At 44.7% G+C, this 23602-nt stretch carries 27 protein-coding genes and 1 pseudogene; 5 read left to right on the plus strand and 23 right to left on the minus strand.

Translation table 11 applies throughout. The features are described from left to right. Window positions 1-115: 115 nt before the first annotated feature. The 3 genes from ACED48_RS17305 to ACED48_RS17315 all read right to left on the minus strand — a co-directional run bounded on the left by ACED48_RS17305 (window position 116) and on the right by ACED48_RS17315 (window position 3042). Window positions 116-1348: a glycosyltransferase gene (locus ACED48_RS17305; protein WP_017058255.1), complete on the minus strand. Its 1233-nt coding sequence runs from the start codon at window positions 1346-1348 to the stop codon at window positions 116-118. Between the two features lie 109 nt (window positions 1349-1457). After that, complete coding sequence (locus ACED48_RS17310; RefSeq protein ID WP_029627258.1) at window positions 1458-1922, minus strand: GNAT family N-acetyltransferase; 465 nt, start codon at window positions 1920-1922, stop codon at window positions 1458-1460. 22 nt (window positions 1923-1944) lie between these two features. Continuing rightward, window positions 1945-3042, minus strand: coding sequence for a ketoacyl-ACP synthase III (locus tag ACED48_RS17315; RefSeq protein WP_017058253.1), 1098 nt, complete (start codon window positions 3040-3042; stop codon window positions 1945-1947). 122 nt (window positions 3043-3164) lie between these two features. Here ACED48_RS17315 and trxC point away from each other — a divergent pair, with 122 nt between their 5' ends. Further along, the gene (gene trxC, locus ACED48_RS17320; RefSeq protein ID WP_016787647.1) at window positions 3165-3599 is read left to right on the plus strand and encodes a thioredoxin TrxC; all 435 of its coding nucleotides are present in this window, start codon (window positions 3165-3167) and stop codon (window positions 3597-3599) included. Between the two features lie 86 nt (window positions 3600-3685). On the opposite strand, the gene ACED48_RS17325 is transcribed toward trxC, so the two are convergent. Together ACED48_RS17325 and ACED48_RS17330 are read right to left on the minus strand one after the other, a co-directional pair. Continuing rightward, a complete protein-coding gene (locus tag ACED48_RS17325) occupies window positions 3686-5335 on the minus strand; it encodes a GMC family oxidoreductase (protein WP_017058252.1) in 1650 nt (549 codons plus the stop codon). Next, a pseudogene (locus ACED48_RS17330) lies at window positions 5328-5620 on the minus strand (long-chain fatty acid--CoA ligase); the annotation flags it as partial. The gene ACED48_RS17325 and the pseudogene ACED48_RS17330, both read right to left, overlap by 8 nt. A gap of 292 nt (window positions 5621-5912) precedes the next feature. Between ACED48_RS17330 and ACED48_RS17335 the strand changes: the two are divergent. Next, window positions 5913-7064: an MFS transporter gene (locus tag ACED48_RS17335; RefSeq protein WP_017058251.1), complete on the plus strand. Its 1152-nt coding sequence runs from the start codon at window positions 5913-5915 to the stop codon at window positions 7062-7064. Window positions 7065-7299: 235 nt separating this feature from the next. Here ACED48_RS17335 and ACED48_RS17340 read toward each other — a convergent pair whose 3' ends face one another. Beyond that, window positions 7300-8193, minus strand: a complete 894-nt coding sequence (locus ACED48_RS17340; protein ID WP_017058249.1) for an AraC family transcriptional regulator — start codon at window positions 8191-8193, stop codon at window positions 7300-7302. A gap of 50 nt (window positions 8194-8243) precedes the next feature. On the opposite strand from ACED48_RS17340, the gene ACED48_RS17345 reads away from it, so the two are divergent. Further along, window positions 8244-9641 carry an MATE family efflux transporter gene (locus ACED48_RS17345; RefSeq protein WP_017058248.1) on the plus strand — a complete coding sequence of 466 codons (1398 nt, stop codon included), beginning with the start codon at window positions 8244-8246 and terminating at the stop codon, window positions 9639-9641. Window positions 9642-9745: 104 nt separating this feature from the next. On the opposite strand, the gene ACED48_RS17350 is transcribed toward ACED48_RS17345, so the two are convergent. Further along, on the minus strand, window positions 9746-10141 hold the full coding sequence (locus tag ACED48_RS17350) for a nitrous oxide-stimulated promoter family protein (protein ID WP_017058247.1): 396 nt from the start codon (window positions 10139-10141) through the stop codon (window positions 9746-9748). 2 nt (window positions 10142-10143) lie between these two features. After that, window positions 10144-10659 (minus strand): GNAT family N-acetyltransferase, encoded by a 516-nt coding sequence (locus ACED48_RS17355; RefSeq protein ID WP_017058246.1) that lies wholly within the window; start codon window positions 10657-10659, stop codon window positions 10144-10146. A gap of 97 nt (window positions 10660-10756) precedes the next feature. On the opposite strand from ACED48_RS17355, the gene ACED48_RS17360 reads away from it, so the two are divergent. Beyond that, the gene (locus ACED48_RS17360) at window positions 10757-10987 is read left to right on the plus strand and encodes a DUF2986 domain-containing protein (RefSeq protein WP_017058245.1); all 231 of its coding nucleotides are present in this window, start codon (window positions 10757-10759) and stop codon (window positions 10985-10987) included. Between the two features lie 115 nt (window positions 10988-11102). Here the strand turns inward: ACED48_RS17360 and ACED48_RS17365 are convergent, their stop codons facing one another. From ACED48_RS17365 to ACED48_RS17405, 9 genes are all read right to left on the minus strand, one after another. Further along, complete coding sequence (locus ACED48_RS17365; RefSeq protein ID WP_017058244.1) at window positions 11103-12026, minus strand: ABC transporter substrate-binding protein; 924 nt, start codon at window positions 12024-12026, stop codon at window positions 11103-11105. Window positions 12027-12028: 2 nt separating this feature from the next. After that, a complete protein-coding gene (locus ACED48_RS17370) occupies window positions 12029-12904 on the minus strand; it encodes a metal ABC transporter permease (protein WP_017058243.1) in 876 nt (291 codons plus the stop codon). Then, the gene (locus ACED48_RS17375; RefSeq protein WP_017058242.1) at window positions 12904-13638 is read right to left on the minus strand and encodes a metal ABC transporter ATP-binding protein; all 735 of its coding nucleotides are present in this window, start codon (window positions 13636-13638) and stop codon (window positions 12904-12906) included. Before ACED48_RS17375 ends, ACED48_RS17370 begins: the two co-directional genes overlap by 1 nt. Beyond that, window positions 13638-14573, minus strand: a complete 936-nt coding sequence (locus ACED48_RS17380) for a metal ABC transporter solute-binding protein, Zn/Mn family (protein ID WP_017058241.1) — start codon at window positions 14571-14573, stop codon at window positions 13638-13640. The genes ACED48_RS17375 and ACED48_RS17380 overlap by 1 nt, the downstream gene beginning before the upstream one ends. A gap of 45 nt (window positions 14574-14618) precedes the next feature. Then, window positions 14619-15212: a DUF6162 family protein gene (locus ACED48_RS17385; RefSeq protein ID WP_029627255.1), complete on the minus strand. Its 594-nt coding sequence runs from the start codon at window positions 15210-15212 to the stop codon at window positions 14619-14621. Further along, the gene (locus ACED48_RS17390; RefSeq protein ID WP_017058239.1) at window positions 15209-15544 is read right to left on the minus strand and encodes a hypothetical protein; all 336 of its coding nucleotides are present in this window, start codon (window positions 15542-15544) and stop codon (window positions 15209-15211) included. The genes ACED48_RS17385 and ACED48_RS17390 overlap by 4 nt, the downstream gene beginning before the upstream one ends. A gap of 115 nt (window positions 15545-15659) precedes the next feature. Beyond that, window positions 15660-16496 carry a DUF4198 domain-containing protein gene (locus ACED48_RS17395; protein ID WP_029627253.1) on the minus strand — a complete coding sequence of 279 codons (837 nt, stop codon included), beginning with the start codon at window positions 16494-16496 and terminating at the stop codon, window positions 15660-15662. An 83-nt stretch (window positions 16497-16579) separates the two neighbouring features. Continuing rightward, a complete protein-coding gene (locus ACED48_RS17400) occupies window positions 16580-17098 on the minus strand; it encodes a DUF2271 domain-containing protein (protein ID WP_017058237.1) in 519 nt (172 codons plus the stop codon). A 70-nt stretch (window positions 17099-17168) separates the two neighbouring features. Continuing rightward, window positions 17169-17798: a PepSY-associated TM helix domain-containing protein gene (locus ACED48_RS17405; protein ID WP_017058236.1), complete on the minus strand. Its 630-nt coding sequence runs from the start codon at window positions 17796-17798 to the stop codon at window positions 17169-17171. 419 nt (window positions 17799-18217) lie between these two features. On the opposite strand from ACED48_RS17405, the gene ACED48_RS17410 reads away from it, so the two are divergent. Then, window positions 18218-18538 carry a hypothetical protein gene (locus ACED48_RS17410; protein ID WP_017058235.1) on the plus strand — a complete coding sequence of 107 codons (321 nt, stop codon included), beginning with the start codon at window positions 18218-18220 and terminating at the stop codon, window positions 18536-18538. Between the two features lie 125 nt (window positions 18539-18663). Here ACED48_RS17410 and ACED48_RS17415 read toward each other — a convergent pair whose 3' ends face one another. Genes ACED48_RS17415 through ACED48_RS17440 form a run of 6 tightly spaced genes read right to left on the minus strand, consistent with a single transcriptional unit; the run spans window position 18664 to window position 23583 of the window. Further along, complete coding sequence (locus tag ACED48_RS17415; RefSeq protein ID WP_032547987.1) at window positions 18664-19842, minus strand: lipopolysaccharide assembly protein LapB; 1179 nt, start codon at window positions 19840-19842, stop codon at window positions 18664-18666. Continuing rightward, window positions 19839-20459 (minus strand): energy transducer TonB, encoded by a 621-nt coding sequence (locus ACED48_RS17420; protein WP_017058233.1) that lies wholly within the window; start codon window positions 20457-20459, stop codon window positions 19839-19841. The genes ACED48_RS17415 and ACED48_RS17420 overlap by 4 nt, the downstream gene beginning before the upstream one ends. A gap of 19 nt (window positions 20460-20478) precedes the next feature. After that, on the minus strand, window positions 20479-20883 hold the full coding sequence (locus ACED48_RS17425; RefSeq protein ID WP_004739212.1) for a biopolymer transporter ExbD: 405 nt from the start codon (window positions 20881-20883) through the stop codon (window positions 20479-20481). Continuing rightward, the gene (locus ACED48_RS17430) at window positions 20880-21440 is read right to left on the minus strand and encodes a MotA/TolQ/ExbB proton channel family protein (protein ID WP_017058232.1); all 561 of its coding nucleotides are present in this window, start codon (window positions 21438-21440) and stop codon (window positions 20880-20882) included. The genes ACED48_RS17425 and ACED48_RS17430 overlap by 4 nt, the downstream gene beginning before the upstream one ends. Continuing rightward, on the minus strand, window positions 21440-22816 hold the full coding sequence (locus ACED48_RS17435; RefSeq protein WP_017058231.1) for a MotA/TolQ/ExbB proton channel family protein: 1377 nt from the start codon (window positions 22814-22816) through the stop codon (window positions 21440-21442). The genes ACED48_RS17430 and ACED48_RS17435 overlap by 1 nt, the downstream gene beginning before the upstream one ends. Then, window positions 22816-23583: a DUF3450 domain-containing protein gene (locus ACED48_RS17440; protein WP_017058230.1), complete on the minus strand. Its 768-nt coding sequence runs from the start codon at window positions 23581-23583 to the stop codon at window positions 22816-22818. The genes ACED48_RS17435 and ACED48_RS17440 overlap by 1 nt, the downstream gene beginning before the upstream one ends. Window positions 23584-23602 lie beyond the last annotated feature (19 nt).

Genomic DNA, 23602 nt, shown 5'->3' on the forward strand with positions numbered 1-23602 from the left:
ACTATGTTTCGGTTTGCAAGTCTAGTGTCTAAAGCCAAGAAGCTTCACCCATGAAAAAGCCCCTAGGCGTTAACCTAAGGGCTTAAGATTTATTCTGTCTTTTGGTAAAGAACCGCTATTTGATCTTGTTCTTCTCAGCAATCCACTGCGACATGTACTTAGTGCTCGCCATGCTGTGGTGCTTCAGCATAGAGCCAAAGAAGTTATCCAGTCGATGAGACTCAAGCTCGGAGTCTAACGTAATCAATCGCTCGATCAATTTATCGCCCAGTTGATTCTGTTCATAGTGCGCTTCAAGAATTGAATGACACTGACTTTGAGCCTTGAGCCACTTCTCTTCATCGTTATAAAGAGCAACAGCTTGTTCAACAAACTCGTCGATATCGTCTGCAACCGCGCCCGGCCATTGCAACTCACCTTGCGGCAACATGCCTTCACTACCAATTTCACTGGTCACGTTTGGAGTTTGCAGCTTCATTGCATCAAGCAACTTACCTTTAATGCCCGCACCAAAACGTAGTGGCGCGACACACACACGTGCCTGCTCCATCACTTCTTGAGCGTCTTTCGCCCAACCTTTGATATGGAAGCCAGTTTTAGGGTTGTGCAAAGCCGTCGCTTTCGGTGGTGGATACGATCCATAAATATGAAGTTCAGTGTCAGGCAGCTGTTTGCGAATCTTCGGCCAAATCTTTTGTAACTGAAGTACAGCATCCCAGTTAGGCGCATGTCTAAAGTTACCTATCGTCATGAAATGCCTACGTTCTTCAAAGCTTTTCGTGCTTACCGGAAGCGTATTAAGATCAACCATGAACGGCAAGTGATGAAGCAGTTTGGGGTCGATATTGAACTCGGATTGAAGCAGTTCCATCTCGTAACTTGAAATGATCAACGAAAGATCACAGCGCAGAATAGCGGCAACTTCACGTTTAGCTAAATCGCTGTACAAATGTGCTTTGGTCAATTCCGTTTCTTTCTTAACAGCTTCATGACGAGCATTGCGTAGGAACTGTAAATCTTCAGTATCCAGTAGCTTAAAGGCATTCGGGCATACCTTCTCAACGCGCCAGCCAAATTGTTCTTCCATCATGAAACGGTCAAACATAACAACATCAGGCTGCAACTCTTCGATGTACTGGTCAAAGCTATCGCAATTTAGCTGAATAGATTGGCTCGTGATGCCCTCTTCAGAGAGATCGATCATGTGCTCGGTTTCTTGAGCTGGCGTTGCAAATTCAACTGACCAACCTTGTCTCTTAAATAGACGTAAAAGAGACATCATGTGGCTGCCAGCCGCCGATGAATTCGGTTCTGGCCAAACGTAGCCAATTGCTAAAACTTTCTTCAAAACACTTCCTAAGAAATAACAAAAGGGACTAACTTAGCCCCTAATAAAACGTTTATCGATCGTGGTCGACTTATATCGCTGATTATAATGAGTTCTAATCACTCTGCGATCAGATTCGCTCACCTACATTACGAGCTATCATAAGCACTTCATCAGCAGAGTACAGGTTTGAAATCGTAGTTTCGACTTCAGAGCCTAATGTCGACTGATAGAGCTTTTGTGCAAAGTTATCCGCTCTGGTCGTCACTAGCACATGTTTTAGCATCGATCCTTGCTCTGCTAGCTTCTGTTTCACTTGCGGCAAGGAGTCCAGAATCAGCTTTTTGCCCAATCCTTTCCCCTGCGCAGTTGTTAACACGGCAAGTTGCTCTAGTTCTAAAACAGCTTCAGGTCTAAACCCGCTTTTCTGCACCCAAATAATGTAACCAACAACTTCACCTTCGCTTTCAACAACAAAGTTAAGAAATCGTGGTGAAGCGTTTAAGTTACATTGTAACCAATATCGTGAGTTTTTCTGTCGAACAAAGGCAGATTGATGAACCAAAGCCGCCACGTCGAGATCGGCTTCTGTCATAAAACGAACTTGGGCCATACTACTATTCGTTCTCAGAATTAGGACGCGTTTTACAGTGTAAAATGGCTCTTTCTAGAAGCTCTAAAGCAGATTTATCAGCTTCCGGAAGCTTAGCATCCGATTGACCTAACGGTTCAACGCGGCTGCCCCACTTAATGTGGCCAGCACCCCACGTTAAACCCGCACCAAATGCTGCAACAAGAATGTTGTCGTTAGGCTTAACGAAACCTTGCTCTAGCGATTCACACAATGCGATTGGCACAGTCGCTGCGGATGTGTTGCCGTAATTTTGGATGTTAACAAACGCTTTCTCACGATCGATACCCGCCATATCACACAGAGTTTGAATGATTCGGATGTTCGCTTGGTGCGGGATCACAACGTCGATGTTGTCGGTTGAGATACCTGTGCGGCTCAACACTGTGTGTGCCGCTGCGCCCATGCCTTTCACTGCACGCTTGAAGATCTCTTTACCAACGAAATCAAAGTCCCAGTAACCGTTATCAGCAGCAAAGCGGTCCATAGATGTACCGAATTTTGGTACTGCTAGAATGTCACGGCCCTCTGCGTCACAACCGATTTGCGCTTCTTGTAAGCCAACTTGTTCTTCGGTGCGAGATAGAACCACAGCGCCAGCGCCATCACCGAAAAGAACCGCGGTATCACGCTTGGTCCAATCAATGAAGAATGACAGGCGTTCTGCGCCTACAACGATCGCATTGCGGTAGTTACCCGCTTGAATCAGTCGAGTCGCCGTTTCAACACCGTAAATGAAGCCAGTACACGCAGCGTTAAGGTCGAAAGCCGCTGCGCTTTTAATGCCTAGGTTCTGTTGAACCTTAGATGCAGTGTTTGGGATCAGTGAGTCTGGGCTGCACGTCGCGATGATAACTAGGTCGATGTCTTCAGCCGCTAGACCAGCACACGCCATGGCATGTTTCGCAGCAACAGTCGCTAGCTCAGAGGTATTTACATGACTGATACGACGGTTTTCGATACCAGTTCGAGTTCGAATCCACTCGTCAGACGTATCAATGAAAGTGCTTAGATCATCATTGGACAGCACGGCTGGTGGCAGACACTTTCCCCAGCCAGTAATTTCGGCGTAAAATTTTGTCATCATTTACCTATTTATTGTTTGTTTTTATTTAAGTATCGTATTCTAGTTTTAAACAGTATAAGCGCTCTGTGCGTGATTCGTAAATCGCGTTAGCCACGGAGTTGCAATAAAAAGAGAAAGTTATGTCTACATTCAACACACGCTGCCCTTCTTGTAATGGCGTAAACCGAGTTCCTTCAGAAAGAATTTCAGAAAGCCCAACTTGTGGTAAGTGCAAAACAGCACTGCTCGATGGCGCTCCTATCGAGGGAACGTCACTTAATTTTCAATCTATCTTGAACAGTTCACAACCTGTGGTTGTCGATTTCTGGGCGACATGGTGCAACCCATGTGTTGGCTTTGCGCCAGTGTTCAGTGACGTTGCAAAAGAACGCTCTGGAGATGTTCGATTCGTTAAGATTGATACTGAAGCTCAGCAGCAGCTCGCAGCAATGTATCAAATCAGAAGCATTCCGACCGTGATGGTGTTTAAAGACGGTAAACGTGTCGATACGATTAACGGTGCACTGCCAAAAGGTCAATTTGATCAGTGGCTTAATCAAGCACTAGCTAAGTAAGCACACAAAAATAGGTTAGAGAGTCGTATCAAACCAAGACTCTCTAACCTACTGTTTTATTTATGGTTATCACTTAACTTCTTGAATTAAACCACAGCTTCGCCTTTCTCTTGAATACTAGATTCTTGCTTACCTAATCCGTATTGCTGTTTGATCTGGTCTGCGACTTTCTCGGCAATCATAATGGTTGGTGCATTGGTGTTTGCCCCAATCAGTGTCGGCATCACAGAAGCATCAATGACTCTCAAATTATCCAATCCATAAACTTTGAGATCTTTGTCCACCACTGCTAATGAATCGCTACTAGGTCCCATTTTACAGGTACCCACCGGGTGATATTGTGTGTCTGCACGGTTGCGAATATCTTGCTCGATAGCCTTGTCATCACTGGCGTCTACGGGGTAGAAAGCGTTGCCACGGATATCATCAAACGCGGAACTCTCTAACATTTGATACTGCTTCTTCCAACCCTTAATCATGATCTCCATGTCTTCAGGATGACTGAAAAACGCAGGATCGATCTTAGGCGGATCATAGGGATCACTGCTATTGAGCATCACGGTTCCTATGCTTTTCGGTCGTAGTAAGGTGACGTGAGAGGTAAACCCATGACTGGTATGTATTTTTCTGGCGTGGTCATCTACAACAGCGACCACAAATACAAACTCTAAATCCGGCACAGCGATATGATCTTCGGAACAGAGAAAGCCTATCCCCTCTGCAAAATTGCTGCTCATCTTACCGCGGCGTTCTTTGTGCCATAGCGGTAAGGCTTTGGTCATTTCAGAGGCCATTTGCAGCGAGATGCCGAAGGTTTCACGCTTTTCACTGCATTTGTACGAGTGCACTAAGTCGATATGGTCTTGAAGGTTCTTTCCCACTCCAGGTAATTCATGAACTTGTTCGATGCCATGCGTCTCTAGTTCAGCTTCAGCACCGACACCCGACAGTAACAGCAATTGCGGAGAACCAAACGCGCCAGCAGATAGAATCACCTCTTTGTTAGAACGTATTTGATAACGCTTTCCGTTAGAGCCATATTCAACGCCGACCGCCTTCTTGCCTTCAAACAAGACCTTATGTGTGGTGGCTTTAGTAACGACCGTGAGATTCGATCGTGAAAGGTTTGGCGTTAAGTAAGCCTTGGCAGCACTGCATCGTTCGCCATTCAGCTGTGTTACCTGCGTCGGCATCGCCCCAAACTGAGCAGCACCGTTAATATCCTCATTACGAGGCACACCTATCGATTCACACGCCGTTAAATAACGTTCCAACATAGGGCTTGGAGATCGAAGGTTAGCCACATTAAGAGGACCACCTTGGCCGTGATATTCATCTTGGTGGACTTCGTTATTCTCTGCTTTTTTAAAGTAAGGCAGACACGATTCATAGTTCCAGCCAGCATTACCTAAGCTTTCCCATGTGTCGTAGTCGTAGCGGTGCCCACGGGCATACATCATTGCATTGATAGAGCTAGACCCGCCAAGTGTCTTTCCCCTTGGTTGGTAGCCTTTACGACCGTTCAAACCCGGCTGTTCAACCGTTTCGAATGCCCAATTATTGAGTTTGGTTGGCATCATCGCGACCACGCCAACGGGTGTGTGAATAAAGGGGCTCGTGTCTTTACCGCCCGCTTCTAACAAGCAAACCGTCACATTAGGATCTTCCGACAACCGAGAAGCCATCACACACCCAGCCGAACCTCCGCCAACAACAATAAAATCATAACTATCCATTGGTCATCTCCGCTATTTCTAGTGGGTGTAATTCTCGTTTCAAAATTTTGCCTGTCGCCGTCATTGGTAGCGCTTTACGAATGAACACCTTGCAAGGGTATTGGTAGTCGCGAGTTGCTCACTACACCATGCTATCAACATAGCACTATCACATTGTGTATGTTCGTGAAGCACCACATGAGCGCGAATTTTTTCGCCTAGATTTCGTCTAGAGGATCATGATCGTTCACCCACCGCCGCGACCATTTCCACATCGGGGTGGCACATCAACACTTCTTCGATTTCTCACGGATACACGCGTGTCTATATACGGTTCATTGAATTTGTTTTGTAACTAAGTTCAAGTCAACGGTCTATTCTCTTCCAAATTAAAAGCCAATGATAAAAGGATTAACGGCTTTTCTAACCTTATAAATTGATAACAGATCATAAAATATCTTCATTGTATTTTGGTGTATATAGACGATAGATCTCTTTTATCTTAACGACCATTTTTATTCGTTTTACCCAATTCACTTTCTACTACATAGTCGCGGAAAATTCTTAATTTCTTTCACTTTAGATAGAGGCTCCTGCATTGGAAAACGTTCAACCACCAACTCGCATCACCGTTCCGGTTATTGCGCTGTCTTTTTACGCGATCGCTTCAGGCTACTTAATGAGCTCACTACCATTAATGCTTTCTGAGTATGGCCTAGACAGTAGTTTATCGAGTTGGCTGGCGAGTGCATTCTATGCGGGTCTACTGGCTGGTACGTTATTGATTGAACGTGCAATTGCTCGTATTGGTCACAAAGACGCATTTGTGATGGCACTGAGCATTTTCATCTCTACAATCATTGTGTTACCAATGCTTCCACACCAAACAATATGGTTACTTGCTCGCTTTGTCGCAGGTGTTTCTGTGGCAGGCATTTTCGTGATCGTTGAATCTTGGTTAATGAGCGGTGAAGAGTCACAACGAGCAAAACGCTTAGCTATCTATATGTGTTCACTCTATGGTGGCTCGGCTATTGGTCAGCTTGGCATTGGTTACCTAGGGATTACAGGCGGTGTCCCTTTCATCGCAATTTTCACCCTGTTGTTTGGGGCAATCATTGTATTAATATACGGACAAGCGACACCACCACCGATCCACGATGCGCAGTCTTTGTCTTTTAAGCAAGTCAGCAAGTTGAGCCACAGCGCTCTAATTGGTTGTATCGTATCGGGCCTAACGCTAGGCGCGATTTATGGCTTGATGCCTGTTGAGCTAGCTCAGCGCAACATTTCTCAATCTGACATTGGAAGCTTAATGGCTTTGGTTATTATGGGGGGTATGGCTGTTCAGCCTATGGTGACTTGGTTATCACGTTATGTAGGTCAAGTTCTGTTGATGGCTTTGTTCAGCTTACTCGGTGTCGCGAGCATTGCTGCATTGACTATGAATCACGAGCTTCAAATGTTAGGCATGAGCTTGTTTGTGTTGGGGATGGCGACATTTGCCCTTTACCCTATAGCAATTAACTTAGGTTGCCGTAACTTAGACCCAAGCTATCTGGTTTCAGTGACTCAAATCATGCTGCTTTGTTACAGCATTGGTTCGGTTGCAGGCCCACTAGTAGCAGACAGCTTCATGGATTCACAAGCAGGTCTATTTACTTACCTATTTGCGTCTCTGCTTGCGACAACTATTTACATGCTTATGGCGAGCCTCAAACGCTCTCCTCTTCAAATCGCAGGCGAGTAAGTAATTAAATCGCGTCTGTATCATTGAATTATAATCACACAAGTCGCTGCATTGTGACAATTGATGATGTTTGGGGGCTCTCATTCAGACTATTTAGTTTCAAGGAGAAGCCCCCTTTTCAATTTTGGGAAGTCAACCTCGATAAGAAAACCCATAAACACATAAAATTCGACGCCAAAATTGAAAAACATCAACATCACAACCTTCCTAACCCTTCAAACAAAAGAGCAGTCGCTTAACTTGTGACTCGGTGACTCTTTCGGTATTGACTTGGTGACAGCCCAAAATGCTTTTTGAAACGATGTGAGAAATTATAAGGATCTTTGTAGCCTAATCGATTGGCAATCATCGACACCGACCAATCTTGATGTTTCAACAAACTGGTCGCTTTGTCCATTCTAAGCTGGATCAACTTGCTACGAGGGGAAACGTTAAACAGTAATTTAGTCACTCGGTTTAGCTGTTCTTCACTGATAAACACCCGCTCCGCCATACCTGCCACTGTCCACGTTAAATGCAGACTACTTTCAATTTCGTTGTATAACGCTTGAACACGCGCTGTGGTGTTGGTCGATTTAGGCTCAAACCCCGTTAGGGTTCGAATGATCTCGCTCATGAGGAGTTTTCTGTAACTTGCCCTGCCACCAATTTCAAAGTGAATCAAGTTCATCAGCGACCAAACCTGTTCGCACTCTCCGAAAGGCACAATACTCTGACCTAAGCCCGCAATATGTTGCCATTGCAATGTATCGGGCGTCAGCATCCACGCCATTTTCCAATAATTGTATTGAGGATCAAGCTCGAAGCGAAATGACGTTCCCGCAGGCAGAACCACAAGCGTGTATGGCGTGATGGCTTGTACCGAGGTTGAAGTGGTGAGGATTCCTCCTCCTTCTTGAGTAAAAATCAACGTATGAACATTCACAGATTCACGTTCAACCCAATACGCGTCATACAACTTCGCCATGCCCCCCATATAGACACCGCAGCTTTTCATCTCTGGGATATCTTCAACGGTCAAAAAACGTTCTTTGCAATGTTCAGCGAGAAAAACTTCATCTTGCCACGTTGTTTTAGGCTTCATAACATCAATGACGGATTCGCACAGGTTTTGTTGTTTTTTAAACATGTTGTTACTTCACTCAAGTCACTATAGTTCTGCCATAAATCGGAGAGCTTATGACAACTAACATCAACCCTAACTCATCTATGAATAACAAGCCAGAAAGCATCTTACCTCGTATCGTTAAACTTGGTTTGCCCGTTGCTTTGCAAAGTGCACTGGTGGCTATTCTTGCCCTTGCTGACGTCTTAATGGTCAGTGATTATGGTATGGAAGCAGCTGCCGCTGTGGGAATTGCATCAAAATGGCACTTCGTTGCGATTATGATTATGGCAGGGTTGGCCTCAGCAAACGGAACATTAGTTGCTCAATACTGGGGGAAGAATGACCGAAAAAGTGCGCGCACAGTGTCATCCATCGCAATGGTGTTTGGCTTAAAAGTTCTGCTGCCTGTCACTGCAATCATCACTCTTGGTTCCCAATTTTTAATGATGTTGCAAACCAGCGATCAAACCGTCATTGAGCTTGGTGCTACTTATCTTTGGTACGGCTTCCCTGTTTTGCTGCTGACTCACATTGTGGTCGTGGTCGAAGCGAGCATGCGCTCATCAGGTGACACCGTCACCCCACTATTGCTCGGTGCGGTGACGATTGCCCTCAACATTGCGCTTAACTTCGTACTCATCAAAGGGGCCTTTGGTATTCCAGCGATGGGAGTTGCGGGTGCGGCACTAGCAACCACCCTAGCGCGCTTGATTCAAGTGGGCCTGATGTATGGCTACATGCGTATGCGCAACCATTGGTTGTTAACCACGCCTAGCTCACCACATCGTCCATCACTTGGGTTGTCTTATCGTCGTATTGCTCTGCCGCTAACGATGAATGCAGTATTGTGGGCAATGGGGACGATGGCGTATCAAATGATCTTTGGTCATATGGGCACAACAGAACTGGCAGTCTTCTCAATGCTGGCGCCTTTTGAGTCGCTATGTTACTCGATTTTCTTTGGTATTTCGGTGGCATGTTCAGTGCTACTTGGTCACTCACTGGGTCGTGATGAATTTGATGACGCAATGAGCATGGGGCTGACATTTATTAAGGCAGTGGTTGGGTTTGGCGCAGTTGTCGGCCTTATTCTCTTCCTAGGAAAAGAACACGTATTGAATTGGCTGAACTTAACGGACGAGAAACTATACCCACTCGCTTCGCCAGCGATGATGATCATGTGCTTTGCGGTAGTGATCCGTATGTTAAATATGGTGATCATCAACGGCATTATTCGTGCTGGTGGAGACAATGCATTTTGTCTGCGTATGGATTTCATTGCGATGTGGATGGTTGGTATTCCAGTGTGTGTTTACGGCGCGTTTGTCGCGGGATGGGATTTCAAATACATCTATGGTCTGATGCTCGTGGAAGAATTAGTGAAGCTCACTATCTGTTCACACCGTTACCTGAGTCGACGCTGGATCAACAACCTGACAGTGACCTACGAAGAACCACAAGCGGCGTAATCTCTTACGTTCAAGGTTCTAGGTTTAGGCATCGGCTATAAACACAAAAAGGTCTGATTTCTCAGACCTTTTTCATTTTTGGTACAACCGTTTTAGAGCGTAATTTACTTCTTGTTCATTCTAATATGGCGATTAGACACGTTTGGCAGTGGCTTCTCTGGCACTTTCCGTTTTTCATGAATCAAATGTCGAATCGCTAAAACCGGATGCTTGAGTAGCATTCTTGGCCCAGCATAACGCATCACTAAACGCATTTGCTCTTTCGGATCAGGTTTATAGCAATGAATTGGACACTTGTTACAGGTCGGTTTTGCTTCACCATAAGGACATCTATCGAGCCGTGTTTCGGCGTAACGCAACAGTTGCTCACACTCTTCACATAACGCGTTATTCTGACGATCTTCACCGTGGTGAGCTTTACAGTAGATGTGCACCATCGCTATAACGGTTTTGTACTCCGTTGCGAGTTCACCTTGAAGAATGTTGTTATGTTGAAACATGATTAATTGCCCAGAGATAAACCGTACAGGTTGAGATTGACGCTTTCACTTAATACGTCTTCGACTCGCTCAAACACAAAACCTAGTTTAGTCAGCAATGCGATACTTCGAATGTTATCAGAGGTTGTGATGGCAACTAAATGACCGATGTCAGCATTCTGCTTAGCTTGTTCAATTATCGCTTCCGCTGCTTCTTGGGCAAAACCTTGACCATAGACTTCAGGAACGAAACCATAACCAATATCATGCGACTCTAAGGTATCCCTTTTGATTAATCCGCAGATACCAATTGGTGTTGAAGAATCCTTGATTTCAACCATCAACAAACAGACGCCTTTCTCTTCATGCATCTTAAGAATGTTGTTTTCGATGTACTCCACAGCCTTTTCAGTATCGCTGATTTCCTTATCACCAATGTAACGCAGGAAATCTTCTGAGCTGTATAATCGTTGAATAAACGCCGCATCTTGATAGGTAATCATTCTTAATCGTAAACGTTCGGTCTCGACTGCCTGCATAGTGATATTTTCCTTGCTGAGTACCATGTAAATATTGAGTTCTAGAACTAAAATGATTATCCTCCACCGCCTAAACTAAATACAAGGCTATGCAGCAATGAACCGTAAGAAAAAAATTAATCAAATTCTAAAAAAGAAGCAGAAACAGGCGAATTCAAAACTGCATGGTAGCAACAAACCTCGCTACATTTCTAAAGCTGACCGCGCAAAAATGGAAGCGGAAGAACAAGAGAAAGCCGCTCAAGAACAAGTTGAGGGGGCAGTCGAAGCAACTGTTGAAGCTGAAGAAGCCGGTATCGAAACTGAAGAGAAAAAAGCTGTAGAGTAAATTGTAAACTCGCAGTTCTCTTGTTTAACACTCAGAACGGAGCCAATGGACAAGTACAAAAAAGCAGCCTCTATTTCGGCTGCTTTTTTGATCCTACCGCTTTTAATTTCACTGATTAACTTTTGAAAGGCTGTACTTCCCAACGGGCAAATGGCGCTTTTGCGTTAATTCCTGTTCTTCCCCAACGATCAACGGAATCCACCACTAAGATACGCTCGTTCGGTACTAGTGATTTAATTAAGTTGCTTGGCTTTTTCGCTGTGACTAACCAAAGCGCATCGTCTTCAGAAAACATCGCTTTAAGCTTGGCTTTGTCTTGCTCAGTCCACTCAAGCTCAGCTTTGAACATGCGCTCTTCAACAAACAGTTGGCTGCCAGACGCAAAATCTTCCAAGCTTTCTGAAAGCAACAACACTGAATCTACGTCGTTATCCAATAACACCGCTTGTTGCTTGTTAATCAGTTCACGAACATCAAGCATCACACGCTGTAAGTTGCTATCAATCGTATCTGCTTGCGCCGGCCACAATAACTTAAAGTCATCAGCCACAATTGCCGCCATACGCGTTAGGTTAGTCGGGTTTAACCAGGCATATTTAGACACTTCGCCATTCGATAACGTCAGCGCTGCCACACCTTGCGCGCGCGGTGTAATCGCTTGAGCGACATCCACCTCAACCAAGCGGATGTTACCTTGTCTTGCGTATACAAAGGTAGGATCAGCTTGCCAGATGGATGACAACGTTAACGCAACGGTCGCCTTTTCACCTGATTTAAGTACTTTGCTTACGCCCTTGGTACCAAACCAATTCGGCAGACGATCAATACCGTAGCGTTTTGGTGGTAGGTACTCGGTCGTAATGTCAGTGCCTTTGGTTAGCTCTGTCGCTAACGCGTAGGTCACGGGCGTACTGGTGAGGATATCCTCTGCATTTACGTTGAAAGACACGATTGGGATACCTAACAATATGCTGCTGACTGCACTCACTTGAGCCGTTGCTTTTAGTGAACTTGAAATACGATTCATTAAAGAAGTCATGATTATGCCTTTCTTACAATTCGGTATAGCGTTGCCGCTAGGAAAAATGTTGCGGAAACGATGATGATTGACGCACCCGATGGCACTGGCAGTTTAAGTTCCATCGGCAATACTGTTCCGACCAAACATGCGATAGTTGCCAACAACGCAGACAGTAAAACAAAGCTGCCCATGCGTTTAGTTAGCAGTCGAGCTGTTGCTCCTGGGATCAGCAATAACGCGCCGACCAGAACCGCACCCACTATCTTCACGGCTGCAATCGTCACTAAGGTGATCATCATGACAAACAAGTAATCATAGAAACTGGTGTTGTAACCACGTACCTTGGCAATATCAGGGCTGATACAAGTCAGCAGAATACGGTTGAACGTTGGTATTAAGAGCAAAATGATGAGTGCGCAACTGCCTGCGAGAATCATCAAGTCTTGGTCCGTTACGGTAAGAATTGAACCAAACAGTACATTCTCAAGCATGTGAATATTGATCTTACGTGCCACATACATCAGCAATGCCGCACCAACCGCTAACGCTAGTGCAAGGAAAACACCGACTAGGGTATCGTATGGAACGTTGGTTCTGTTTCTTACAAAATGAAGAAGCAGAGCGAAGATCATACAGAAGCTAAACAAACCAATGATTGGGTTTTCTGGTGGCTCGCCAAGCAAAACACCAATAGCGATACCGGTTAACGCTGCGTGACCGACGGCTTCAGAGAAGAAAGCCAGACGCTTCGCGATCACCAAAGTACCAAGGCCACCTAGTAACGGACCAAGTAATAACGCGGCAACCAGTGCATTCACCATGAACGCATACATGAAGCTGTCTGATAACCAACCCGCTTCAACACCAGTTACGGCAAGTTGTCGTAACCAATCCATTACGCCACCTCCTTCGAGTTAACGACAGCTGTACCACTGCTGTAATGCTGGAATAGGCTTTCAATTTTGCTTTGATGCAATACTTGTTCATGTGGACCGCTATCTACCAAAAATCGGTTCACAACATGTACGTTTGCTTCCAGGCGACGCACTGCGGTGACATCGTGGTGAACCGCAAGAATGGTGCGACCTTCATCAACGCATTCACGAATGAGAGATTCAAGATAACGAACGCCCTGTTCGTCCATACCAGTAGTCGGTTCGTCCAACACCAATAGGCTTGGGTTATCCAATAAGGCTTGAGCAAACAACACTCGTTGTTGTTCGCCGCCCGATAACTGGCCCATACGGCGGTCGCTACGCGTCGCCATACCAACACGGTCTAGCTGCGCTAATGCAAGATCCAATTGCTTGGATTTGCGACGCCAAAACAGTGGGATTCGAGTTTGATTGAGTAATACAAAATCCATGACCGTCAGAGGTAAGCTCGATTCGAAGGTCGCCTTTTGAGGAACATAACCAATACTTGGCTTTTCTGGCCAATGAATATTGATTTGCCCAGAGAAAGGCGTCAAACCAAGAACAGAGCGTAGCAAAGAGGTTTTGCCACCGCCGTTTGGCCCCATGATCACGTGACACTGACCCGCTTTAAGTTCGAGCGAGATATCATCAAGAATCACATTGTTGTCGTATTGTAGACCGAGTTGATTAATTGAAATCGATGGACCCAGCATTATGCGTTCCCGCTTTTATCTTGGTTCGCTGCCGCAAATTTCATTGCTTCGATTAACGTTTCTAGGTTCTTCTTCATCTCAACTTCGACTTTATCGTCTTCATATTCGCCGTGCGTCATGTGAGAGAAACGGTAAAGCTGCACGCCGGTTTCTGCTTCAATGGTGTCAACAAAGCGGTTTGGCATGTTGAGTTCATAGAACAGAACATCAATGCCTGATGCGCGGATCTTCTCGATCGTCTCTTGCAGCTGGCTAGCACTTGGTTCAACACCGTGTGCAGGCTCGATTACTGCCGCGACATCAACACCAAACTCTTGAAGGATGTAGCCATAAGCATTATGCGTAGTCGCGACCTTCATGCCTGATGTGTCTAGCTCACCTAATGACAACATCGCATCACGCTTCATCAATCGAAACTGCTTGGCATACTTACGCGCGTTCTTGCGATAAAACGTAGCGTTGTCTGGGTCGAGTTTAGAGACTTCACTGGCGATGGTGTAAACCTTTTGAATCGTTGTCGAAAGCCCAACAAAGGTATGCGGGTTAACGGCACCTTGACCAACAGACTGTCCAAGAGCAGGAAGCAAAGGCACTTCCTTGTTTGCCTCAATCACGACTAAGTCATCACGTTGCGCGGCTGAAATCACTTTAAGCGCGAAGTCATCATGACCAATACCGTTTACTACGATTGCATCCATCTGGCTCAATCGCTTTAAATCATTGGGTTGTGGTAAGTAGTTATGCGGATTAAAACCAGCATCAACCAAAGGAAGTATGTTCACTTTGTCACCCACCACGGCTTTTACGTAGCTGTAGTAAGGTTGGAGGGTTATGCCAATCGTTAGCTTATCGCTATCGATCTTGTATTCTTTTGCCAATGCATTGGGTGTCATGAACACCGCCAATAACGACATCAATAGAGTCATAATTCGCATAGTAAATCTCTTATTATTTGTGAACATTTTTGTAAGCCGGATTGTTTAATGAGAAGAAGCATCATGCTGTTCAACTTCTGATTCATTGACGACCATTTTCCACCCAGCAGACTCAAGCGTGTGTTGGTCAAAAGCATCAGGCTGTTTCGCTACACCACCGAAGAAAATCCAGATTTCAGGAGAAACGCTGTTCGCGTTCAAAATAAAGGAGTTCGCAAAGCCATGATCGGTTGGTGTAGTATGATCGCTTGATGTTGCATGTTGATCTGGTGTAGAAAAATAGTAACCACGCTCATCCAAGAGCCAAGCATGAGAACCTTTGCGCTTCCAACTCTGATCTTCAACAAATGGCGCGACCCATTCATCTTTCAGTGATGCAACACTTGGCCATTCGCCGTCTGAGTCCATACGCAGATCACGAATCTCTTCATGCGCTAAACGCAGTTCTGACAACATTGCCAAGTTTTCTTGTTCAACATCGGTCACCAGAATTTGATGATCAAGTATCGCTTTCACGCGGGATTCTGCTTGATGAAATGGGATAGCAACCGTGGCAAAGCTCAGAATGAACACAATGATCAGCCCTACCCATTTGCCTTCTCTGCCGCCCGTGTCAGCACGTACACCTTGGATCATCATTTCTCGCTGATCTCAACAACGTCTACTTCAACAGGAAACTCGTGGCCTGAATCAAACACAAGGTAGAACTCAGTGTCAGGGTTTGGAAACTCAACGATGGAGCGCTTATCCGTCATCTCTTTTGCAATCAAGTTGTCTTCGTAATCGTACATCTCAACCGCATAATCAATCGCTTTACTACCGTCTGAGTAGCCAGCTTCACAGGCCACGGTTTTGCCTTCAAACCAGCAGCTCATCAATGGAAAATGTGCTTGCGCAGGTAATGCAGCGGAACCAAGTCCTAAAGCCAAGCATGGAGTGATGAGAGATTTTAGTTTTGTTTTTATTGTCATGGTTCGTACCTTAGCCACAGTGCAAATTCTCAGTAGTAAACTGAGCGATAAAGGGCTCAAATGAGCCCTTATGTTTTTGGTTGCTTAATCAGAGATCTAGCCCTGATATCACAGGTTATTGAAGCAGTGCTTCGAACGTTAGGTGAACGTTCGCGCTTGCTTTGTCTGCGAGTGGGTTGTCAATCAACTCACCTTTGTAGTTCGCTTTCATTACGTAACGACCCGCTACATCTGGAGTGAACGTGATTTCACCGTTCTCATCGCTGACGACATCAATCTGCTCTTGGTGGTTACGATAAAGCGTACCTTCACGAGTGATCTCAGCTTTCACGTCTTTTTGAATTTCACCGTTGTAGAAGAATTGGAACGTCACTGGTTCGCCTTCAACGATGTCTGAAGGATGTGTCACAGGCTTCATTTCTAGAAGCTTCCCTTCGATTTTGAATACTGAATCCGTTGGCTTACCTACTGTGATGTAGCTTTCTGCACGAGTGAAGCCGACTTGAGTTACAACGTCACGCGACTTTTCAGGAAGAACAGAGTCACGTTCCGCTTTGTTTGCTTTGATCCATTTCACCGTGTCACGACGGCCCGCTTTGTATTGCGTGTAGTAAGACGGCTGGTTGTTAATCGCTACTTTATGTGTGCCTTCTTCTTCAAAATAGAAGTCGAAGATTGAACGACGTTTGCCGCGAATCACAAAGTTAGGACGCTCGCTGCGGCCGTCTGGCATGATGACATGAGCGTTTTCACTGCCTGCAGGCTTATCGAAAACGAACGTACCATGAGATGCTGTTACGTCGAACGTTAGCCAGTCACCGCCTTCTTTAGACACGGTAAAATGAGACGGCAGGATCCAACGTGGGTGAGCTTGCGCTGTTGTCGTTACCGCTAGGCCGAATGCCATCACACCCGCTAGTGCAAGTACTTTGATTTTTGTCTGTTTCATTATGTTCAATTCCATTATTTATAATTTTTAGCTGTGTCGCTTAACCTAAGCCTGCGAGGAATGCTGTTTATTCTGTTCACGCTTTTTTACTTAGCGATATAGTTCAGAGTGATTTTCCCCGTCTCTTCCGTTGCCTTTAATTCATAAGACGCGTTTGAATCTGTGAGTGATACTTTTTGACGAAGGTAGTTACGGCCGCCGTGTTCACGAACAACTTCGATATGAACCGTGTATTCGCCTTGTTCTAGATCTTGTCCGTCATCGCTCTTACCATCCCAAACGAAACGGTACTTGCCAGCAGGACGCGTAGCTGATGTCACAGCATCAACCAATTCACGATCGTAACGTCCAACCTTTCGCCACCAGCTACGCAAATCTTTAAGCCATTCGTCTTTACCGACCCAAAGTTCAATCGTTTTCACTGACTTTCGTTCACTGTTTTCAACCCAGACAGCAACGTATGGACGGGCGTACATTGAGGTATCAATCTTCGGTAGCTCGAAGGTCACATCCAGTTTTGCCGTGTCAGGAATTGTTTGTGCTATACCTAAGCTTGGCAAAAGAGACAAAACAAGAAGTATCTTGCTCCAGTTCATTTTTTTCATGTTTAACAACCTTTTAAATCCGTTTAACCTTTTATTCATTACTCAATTCGATTAATCAATCGAATAAGTGTTAAGGCACGGCGACAAAATAGATAACAAGTGAGATTGCAGACCCAAACACTGTCCATTTTATAGAGGTATTCAGTGTTTTTTTCTTAGGTAACAGTAAACACACGCCAGTAAGCACAAAGAAGATCATCAGTAGTGCTGTAATATCGATAAACCATTTCCAAACTTCACCGCTATTACGCCCTTTATGTAGGTCATTCAAAAGCGCGATAACGCCGTAATTGGTGGTTTCGACTTCGACCATTTCAGACGTCACGTCGACAAATACAGAAGCGTTGTAGCCTGGCCCTTTGAAGTCCATGGATACTTCCCCTATCAGCAACTCACCGTCTTCAATCTCCGCGTAGATATCTAAGCCGGAAGGAACACCAGACAGATTGGCTTCTTCAAACAGAAACATCTCGAAAGCAGGCTCATCAGCTTTTAATCGACCGTTTTGGATGGTGAACAAACTCATAGGAAGCGTTAACGTAGAGCGCTGGATATTGGGATGACTTAATTCAAATAACTCAGGTCGATTGAGGGTTATACCTGTTACTGAGAAGAAAAGAACAACGAACAGAAGCGCCATTGAAATATAAACATGAAGTCGACGAGCCCATGATTGAACTTCCCTACTTTTTAGCAACATACGAACCAATACCTATAATTTTTATGGCGTCAATTTAGTTGATAATAATTCGTATTGGCATTCAATTTACATTGTTTACGTTTGCCGAGCGATGTAAGGAGATTTACATAACATTACATCGGAAGTCATCGAGCTGTATGCATATTCTTGCTAGCTTGTACTGAAGGTAATTGATAACTTGTATTGGAGGTGACTGAGAACAACGTCAAACCTCAAAAAACCTTAGCCTCAACATGCTCGATTGAGGTGGGTTTAAAATAAGCGCTGTGGCGTTAAAAAACGAAGTTAGGACTATTTGATCGTTGGAACACTTTGACGATCAAGAACAAATGATGGACTCATCGGTTGATATGGTTTACTAAAAAATAGAACCCATAACCGATTTGAAGATAGCTAATTAAGCTGAAAGGGATTTTGAAATGCGTATTATTGTTTTGGCTTTTGCCACGCTAGCAACTGCGTGTACTAGCCAAATAACCAACACGGAAGAGCGCATCCAAGAATATATCGGTTCAGACATAACTGATGTACAAGAACAGTATCTAACTGAACGCTCACGCCCTATCAGTTTTTGGGCATCTCGAAACTATGCTTGGATTGAGACGAAGAAGCCATTAGATAATGGTTATACTTTATATATATTTAAGAATCCTTATCGAGACTGTACCATTAACTGGATAGCTGTCACCGGAGGCGTGATTCAAAGTGCAACGTTTAGTGGCACGATGTGCAGCCCTTGAGCAAATTATCCAAACAGTAAAACGGAATGTACTTCAGCCGCCAGAATTAAAAAGGGTGTCATTTGAACCATCAGATGACACCCTTTTACTTATTTGTTTTTATCTTCTTTTTTCACTATCAGCAGTTAGACATTTCCGTTATCGCTAACTGTTCTAAGCTGAGTCAGATATTTAATCCAACCTTTTGCTTCAGACGAGGGATCGATGTTGTTCGCGCGCTTCGCTTGAGCAAGAGCGTTATCTAGGTTCTTTAGCTTATACCATGATCGTACTTTCGCTAAAGCAACGTCGGCTTGTTTGTTTTTATCTTTCACTTTGTCGAGAACAACCAGCGCTCGATCATAGTAACCTTGCTGAACCAGCAGCTGAGCGACATTCCAATGATATTGGATGTCTTTTTTAGCCGCTAGCGTCCACACTTCAATAGCACTGTCCCACTCTTTAGCTAACTGCCAGTAGGTTGCTTGCTCAGCCAGAAGCTGAACATCACTGTTCGCATCATCTAACTTAGCGATCTCTTGAGCAGCACGCTCTGGAATGCCGCGTTTCGCGTAAAGCTGTGCTAACAAGCGGCGATCTGAGTTTTTCAGCTCGACGCCTTGTAAATCAGCCAGTGCTAACGTGTTCAATGCATCACGGTTACGTTCTAGTCTTAACTGAATACCCACAAGTTGACGCCACCAGTTATCTTTCTCTGGTTGGAGTTCAATAAGGCTTTCCAGTGTAGGAATAGACTGCTTCCACTGCTTTAACTGGAGCTGTGCGCCGAGTTTTAGCGATAGAGATGATAACTCTGGTTTCGAATTAAACTTGTCGTGGTTACCGATGGCAACTAGGACTTTCGACCAGTTTTCAATTTGGTATTCCGCTTGTGCAATTCGCATCCAAAGCGTGTCTTTCTTTTCCGTTTCTGGGGCCGTTTTTACTAGCAGGTAATAGTGCGGAAGCGCTTTTTTGAACTGCTGATCATTTAACAACAAGTCAGCAAGCATGCGCTTCGTTACCCAAGCTTGTTCATCAATCAGTAAATTACTGTCGACCGCATAAGTAAGCTGCTTAATTGCCGCATCCGTTTTACCCTCTTGCCAATAAAACACACCCAACATTCGAGCAACGTACGCCTTATCGTAGCCTTTAGAAAGCTCCAAGCCTGCAAGTACGTCAATCGCTTGTTTAACCTGTTCATCTTGAGCCAGCTTATGCGCCTTTTGAACACGAATTGCAGTATATTGGGTTAGGTCTTTTGCTTGCGTTGTAAGGGGCATGAACAACAAGCCCACTAATATCCATATCTTTTTCATCATTTTGCCAACTTAAACTCGAGTTTCACGGTTTGACCAACCTGAGCTATCGCTTTTCCATCGACGACTTTCGGTTGATATTTCCATTTTTTAAGTGCTCTCATCGCTTCACGTTCAAACATACGACGTGGGTTTGCATCAGTGACTTCAATGTCTACTGGGCGTCCCGTTTCATCGATAGTAAAAGACATAATCACATGACCTTCAGCACCGCGCTTAAGCGCTTTTGCTGGGTAACGAGGCTCTACTCGATACAAAGGCATTGCCTGTTGGTTTGACCCAAAATCAGAAAATGTCGGTGCATTAATCGCTAGGCCGTCAATAGATGTATTCAAATCCAAAGAAGGCAGTGAAGACATCGAATTCAGAGGCGTAACTTCAGCTTGTGACTGAGACGTTTGCGCTTCCGGTGGCGGTTCAGGCATTTCAGGTTTTTCAGGGACTGCGCGCTGTCTTCTTTGAACTTCTTGTTCTTGTTCCACCATTACCATGTTGAAACTTAACGTCTCACTGTTGTCTGGTGAACGTTGATGGCCATTATCGACCATCCAAGCCATAAAAGAAAACAGAGCCAAGCCCAATGCACCCGCTAGCGGTAAAGCAAGAAATAGGCGAATCATTTATGAAGATCCTCCAAGATCATCGCTTATCAGCAGCAAGCGCTATGTTTTTCACACCCGCACCTTTAGCGGCATCCATTACTTTAACAACCGTACCGTTGTAAGCGTGTTCATCCGCTTGAATAACCAAAGAAGCATCAGGTTGTTCTAGCAACAAGTGTTCTAGTGTTGCTTGAACACGCTCTACATCCACAACACGTTTATCAATGAAGATATCGTTAGCCGATGTGATAGCAACGAAGATACCGGCATCTTTTTGGCTAACCACGTTAGAAGCTTGCGGACGATTGACTTCGACTCCGGATTCACGCACGAATGAACTGGTCACAATAAAGAAAATGAGCATGATAAATACAATATCAAGCATCGAAGTTAGGTCTATTTGAGCCTCTTCATTTTTAGAATGACGTCGACCGAGTCTCATCGTTGACTCCTTAAAGATTTTTCTAATTTTAATTCCAAGCGGCTACACACTTTTGCTAGGCGAGCATGAACAAACATCCCCGCTAATGCCGCGACCATACCTGCCATGGTCGGCAGCGTCGCCAACGAGATACCTGAAGCCATTAATTTAGGGTCACTGCTGCCTTGAGTCGCCATGACATCAAAAACAGAGATCATACCGGTTACGGTACCTAGCAAACCCAACATCGGACAAATAGCGACTAACAGTTTAATAAAGTTCAAGTTTTGATGTAGCAAGATACTTGCCTGCCCCAACCAGCCTTCACGAATGGCTTTAGCATGCCAAGAAGAGTGATCTTCTCTTTCACGCCACTTCTCAACCCACACTTTACGTTGCTTTGGAAAGTAGAACGCAAGATAAAGTACGCGTTCTACCACAAGCACCCAATAAACAAGGACAACAGCCGCTAGCCACCACAGAACGAAACCGCCCTGCTCCATAAAGCTTGATAAAGACAGCAGCCAGTCACTCGTTAACCAACTCGCTGGTAATAGAGAACCCGACAAAATATCCATTACGCAGCAGTCCCAACTGATGAAACAACAGCGTTTGAATCAATCGTCTTTTCTGCTTGCTCAGCCACAAGGCCAATACCTTGTTTCTCTAGAATATTGCGAATATTTTCTGCCTGAGTGCTAAGAATGTTGTGTGCAAGAAGAAGTGGCATGGCTGCAACAAGGCCAAGCACGGTGGTCACTAGAGCCATAGAAATACCACCCGCCATCACTTTAGGGTCGCCATTACCAAACTGGGTGATCACTTGGAATGTCTCGATCATGCCGGTAACCGTACCAAGTAGGCCAAGCATAGGGGCAAGAGCAGCAAGCAGTTTCAGCATTGATAAACCTTTCTCTAAATGAGTTTGCTCATCAACCACCGCTTCTAGCAGTCTTAGCTCAAGGGCTTCAACCGTTTGGTTTTGCTCTTTGTCATAAACGGCAAGGATACGGCCAAGTGGATTGTCACCCGCTTGCTCTGAATTTTTCAATTGAGAACGAATTTTTTGACGAGCAATCATCAAAGAAACACCACGAACAAGCGCGATAATCAAACCAATTGCAAGTAAACCAAGAATCACTTTACCGACTACGCCACCAGCTTGTAGACGATCGGTTAGGCTTGGCGTAAGTGCTAATTGCTCTAACATGAATCCGCGAGAAGGGTCGACAACCACGTTAGATACTTCACCATTCGCTAACGAAGAAAGTGACGCCAAAGTCGGGCCATTCGATGGCTGTTTTAGATACGCAATCGCATCCTCACGTTGGGTGTTCCAGCTCACGTAGCCTTGCTCTGTAACTAGCCCAATTGAACCTAGGCGGAAAGCATCAACGGTTTGTGTGTTTCCTTCACCATTGATGAACGCAATTTGAGATTTGCTAAGCTCTGCGCTCGCTTGAATTTGCTCATTCATGCTCGCCCAAAGACCCGATAGTTGTGGCATTGATGGCAGTGATTTAGCGTCAATGATCTGATTGACAGTCTCGGTGTGTGCGCCTCGGTCCACGCTATTGATCGTGGAATTTAATTCGGCACCTAACTCTTTTGCATTTTGACGAACAACACCAAACAACTCGCCTAAACTGCCCGTTTCTAAACGAAGCTTCTCTTCTAAACGCGCAAGTTTGTTTTCATTTTCACTGAAGGTTCTGGTCAACGCATCTGTAGCGGCTTGGATTGAAGCTCGCTTCGTTGCCAGTTGTGCTTTGATCGCTTTCAGCTCTTGCTCTGTTCTTTTGAATTCAGATTCACGAACAACGTTATGAGATGCTTGAATACGACTCTCTGATTTAGCTTTATTAACCAGTTGAGCCGTCGTATCTGATGCAGAAAAAGCAGAAAATGAAATAGATGTAATACAAAGTAATACTGCTAATGGCTGTAAGTTCATTACTTAACCTCCGCAACAGTTAAAGAAACAGGTAAAGTAATTAAGCTTGGTGCCGCTTGCTGGCTAGCAACATCATAAGCCTTATCTAGCTCAGGTTTGATTGATGAATCAAGCTCTTGCCATTGATCTTTTACCTGATTCCAAGACCAATACTGGCTGCCATTCAAGTTACGAGCCACTAGAGAAATTCGTCCCAGATACAAAACATCGGCCTCAATTGTTTTCTCGCTAGTTAATGCTACTCGACCTTGATAAACCCCCAACTTAATGCCGTAGTCCATCTCGATTTGATACGCTTCTAAAATACGGCGATATTTCTCTGCGTCACTGACATCAGCACGAGTCATCATTGCTTGTAGCTTTTCAACTCTTTCTAGACGTTGCTCTTTCTTGATTGGCACATCTTGCTCTACTAACTGTTGAAGGCCATCAATCATTTGATACATCAAAGGTACAACACCCTGGCGTGTATATTTGATTTCGTCGATCTGCCCTTTAATACTTTGAGCTTCGTTGTTTTGACTCTCGACCAATGCGGCAAGATGATCGTGATAGACTTCTAGATTTTTCACTTCTTCTTGCAGACGTTCAATCTCAGCTTGAAGCATCAAAGTGGCTTGTGAGCTTTTATCAATAACTTTCTGGCTCGATGCCGACGCGTTATTGGTCTTGTTTTGAATAGATTGAGCTTGATCCAAGCTGTTTGCCATAGAAGGCACAGTAACCAAACTAATGGTAAGTGCTAGGCTAATTTTTAAAAGATTCATAATTGTAGTCATTTACTAT

The sequence above is a fragment of the Vibrio sp. 5S239 genome (assembly GCF_041439575.1).
Lineage (GTDB): Bacteria > Pseudomonadota > Gammaproteobacteria > Enterobacterales > Vibrionaceae > Vibrio > Vibrio kanaloae.